At 37.5% G+C, this 2,302-nt stretch carries 1 protein-coding gene; it reads right to left on the reverse strand.

Going from position 1 to position 2,302, the window contains the following annotated elements:
* Positions 1-238: 238 nt before the first annotated feature.
* Positions 239-2,302, reverse strand: a 2,064-nt coding sequence (locus ACR2F3_RS02775; RefSeq protein WP_432708454.1) for an Ig-like domain-containing protein, incomplete at its 5' end; no start/stop codon positions are given.

Consider the following 2,302-nt stretch of genomic DNA (forward strand, 5'->3'; position numbering starts at 1 on the left):
TTGTCCCTCTCTATTGTCTTCCTAAGACCGCTTGGCCTCCGACTTGTTTAATAAAATAAATAATAAAAGGGATTGTCTAGCTAAATATAGACTTTAGATACGGCAAAATTATTCCTGTGGGAACAACACGACACCTGGAAATATAGGTTCAGGCCGTGCCTAATAATGCAAAAAAACGTTAATTTTGATTAGATCATCAAAATAACGTTTTTTTGCGTTGGGATAGCCCCCAGTAGTTTTACTTACCTACAGTTACTGTTTTTGCAGAACTTGTATTTCCTGCAACGTCTGTTGCTGTTATGGTAATAACAGTACCAGATTTTTGTTTGGAAATATTGATCGAGAATTTCCCTTTTTGATCAGCTGTTGCAGTTCCTATTGCTGTATTTCCTACTTTAGCGGTAACAGTTGCACCAGCTTCAGCTTTACCTGTGATTTTTGTAGATGATGTATTTACTTTGTCGACTGAAGGTGTTTCTGGTGCTGTTTTATCTATTACGATAACAGTAGTAGCTTCGCTCGTATTGCCAACCTTGTTTGTCGCTGTTACTTTAATTTCGGTACCAGCACTTTGTTTCTTTATTTTAAAGCTAAAGTTACCAGATTTGTCTGCTGTAACACTGCCTTGAGATTTATTAGAGATATAAAGCTTAACAGTTGCGCCCGCTTCTGTTTTGCCAGATATTTTTGTATCTATATCTGAAACTTCGTTAACTGTTGGTGCTGCTGGAGCTGTTTTATTAATCGTAAAGTTAACAGTTGTTGCGTTACCTGCAGCATCTGTTACGACTAATGTGTATTGACCCTCTTTACTAATCACAGACTTATTTGCCAATGGCTCACCATTCAACTGAGCAGAACCTTCATTAAAGGAAATTGTTACATTGGTGTTGTATAGACCATTGTTCTTCACACCAGTTACTTTCGGTGCTGTTTTATCGATTGTGAAATTAATAATGATTTTCTTGTTAGCTGAATCAGTTACTTCTAAAGTATATTTACCTTCAGCCTTTACAACCGTGTTATTTTTAAACTTTTTGCCGTTAAGTTTTGCAGTGCCCTCGGTAAAGGAAATTGTTACATTGTGGTTATAGAAACCGCCATCTTCTACGCCACTAACGATAGGAGTAGGAGCCGGAGCCGGCTTATCATAGTTCACAATAATTTCTTTATCAGCATGGTTACCTGCCTCGTCAGTTACAGTAATTTTTACTTTATTTTCACCAGCTGTTAACCCATTGATCGTAGCACTAAATGTACCGTCTTGATTGAGAATAATTGGTGTTGTACCTTCTTGTATTTCGTTATTGCTGTTTGTGAGAACATAGGCTGTCGTTAATTTCGTATTAACATCGTAATCTTCCTCAAAAACAGCAGCAACAGCTGCTTTCCAATCAATATATGAATCTTCAATAGCTCCTGATAGTTCAACAGAAGAAGTACCTGTTGTTAGAGCTTCCTCAGATACGATTTGAGGCGCTGTTGTTTTGACATAAATTGGACCTACATAGTTTTGTGTAGCATAAGCTGTATTTGATGAATTTAAAGTTGATAAATCAATAGTATAAACTCCATCTGGAGCTTTTACTCTTCCAACTCCTGGATTATAAGAAGTGTATGAACCATCGAATGCAACCGTTTTTGGCCCTGTAGTCGTTGAAGTAGTTTGTCGTAGATAGCCTACATAGCCATCTCCGTAATAACCAGCATCCTGATTAAGAGCATCCCAAAGTTCAACATACGTATAGTACTGAAGATTATGGAATTCATAACGAACGGTTGTACTATCTAATACTCCATCACCATTTGGAGAAATCGCTGGATTATCTATTGTATAGCTTTTTAGTCCTGTAGGAGGGCCGAAGTTAGCAGCAAATGGTAATGTTAATTTTGTTGTACCATTTGTAAGATGGATATAACCTAAAATCTCATTACCTACAGAACCCGTTCCTGCTGGGACATTTAATGTTACTTCTAATTCACTTTCACCAGAAGCATCGAGCGTGAAATTGGATTTATTTACAGTGACAGTTGAGCCTGCTAAAGTACCTGTTGCTGCCTTCGTAACCTGAACAGAAACAGAGTAGTCACTAGCTTTTCCTGTCAGATTTTCTACTAGAATGTTTTTTGTAATAGAAGTAGAGTTTGTTGAATTAGGTGTAACATTTCCAAAGGTTACAGATCCTTTAGTATTTTCGTACGTTTGGTTAGAGAAAATCGTTGTATCAAGAGAATAGGCTAATGCTTCGGTAGTCACAGCTTTTAACGGCTGCACACGTCCAGCACCTTGTGCGAAAACATC

Source organism: Pedobacter sp., from assembly GCF_045627485.1.
Classification (GTDB): Bacteria; Bacteroidota; Bacteroidia; order Sphingobacteriales; family Sphingobacteriaceae; genus Pedobacter.